Source organism: Desulfosarcina cetonica JCM 12296, assembly GCF_001311845.1.
Lineage (GTDB): Bacteria > Desulfobacterota > Desulfobacteria > Desulfobacterales > Desulfosarcinaceae > Desulfosarcina > Desulfosarcina cetonica.
Window position 1 is genome coordinate 1 of record NZ_BBCC01000454.1, and the last position, 1346, is coordinate 1346.

The window sequence follows — 1346 nt, forward strand, 5'->3', positions numbered from 1 at the left end:
AACACGGGACCGTCCTTGCAGACCAGTTCCTTGCCGATGCCGCAGCGGCCGCACATGCCGAAGCCGCATTTCATGCGGTTTTCAAGGCTCATGATGATATGATCATGGTCGTAGCCCAGTTTCTCCAGCACCGGCTGGGTGAATTTGATCATGATCGGCGGGCCGCAGACAATCGCGTAGGTGTCGTCGCCCCCCTGGGGGGCCTTCTGTTCGGTGATCGGCGGCACGAACCCCACATTGTACTTCCAGTCCGGATCGTCGGTGCCGTCCACGGTGATGTGCATGTTGATGTCGTCACGCTTTTCCCATTCCACCAACTCGTCCTTGTAGAGCAGCATGCCCGGTGAGCGGGCGCCGTAGACCACGTCGATCTGGCCGAACCGGGAACGGTTGGCCGGGTCGAGCATGTAGACGATGGACGAACGCAGGGTGGTGAAGGCGAACCCGCCGCCGACGATGAGAATATTCTTGCCTTCCAGGCGATCCCAGGGATAGCTGTTGCCCAGGGGGCCGCGAATGCCCATGATGTCGCCGACCGTCATGTTGTGCAGATGGGTGGTGACCACGCCGGCACGGTTGACCGTGAACTTGACGAAGCCCTTTTCCACCGGCGACGAGGCGATCCCGATGGGAATCTCGCCCTTGCCGGGGATGGAGAGTTCGGCAAACTGGCCGGCGCGATACGCAAACTTCTCTTCGTCATCCTCGCTGAGAAAGACGAATTTGAAGGTTTTGAGGCTCTTGTCCTCGGCCTCGACGGTGATATCGTCAATCCGCACCGGATAGGGTAGATATGGATTTTGCATTTTATCGTTCCTCCATCAACCCTGCACGGCGCAGGTGGTCGTCGCCGGTTTGAAGCTGTTCATCAACTCGCACACCCGGCGGATGTCGATATTGACCGGGCACTGGCGAACGCACCGCCCGCAGCCCACGCACATGATACCGGTCTGGTATTTGTCCACGAAGTATTTGAGCTTGTGCATGAAGCGCTGGCGCACCCGCTGGGTCTTGGTGTCCCGGGGATTGTGGCCGGTGGTATGCACGGTGAAGATGGGGAACATGCAGCTGTCCCAGTTCTTCATGCGCACGCCGGAGCTGCCATGCATTTCATCCTGGATGTCGAAGCACCAGCAGGTGGGACAGGCAAACGTGCAGGTCCCGCAGTTCAGGCAGGCAAAGGCGACATCGTCCCAGAAGGGCGCGCCATGGAGGCCGAGCAGGTCGGTGTCGGCCAAGTTGTCGGTGCTGACCATGGAGACGATTTTCTCCTCGGCGGCTTTTTTGCCGGCCATGAACGCCTCGGCCGCCTCGGGGGTGGCCCGGTTCCAGCCGGCCGCATCGGC

At 60.5% G+C, this 1346-nt stretch carries 2 protein-coding genes; both read right to left on the reverse strand.

Annotated elements, in window-relative coordinates:
* A partial coding sequence (locus JCM12296_RS34910; RefSeq protein WP_054702799.1) for an FAD/NAD(P)-binding protein occupies positions 1–806 on the reverse strand: 806 nt, incomplete at its 3' end.
* 15 nt (positions 807–821) lie between these two features.
* Positions 822–1346 (reverse strand): 4Fe-4S dicluster domain-containing protein (locus JCM12296_RS34915; protein ID WP_172684275.1); only part of this gene is annotated, 525 nt, incomplete at its 5' end.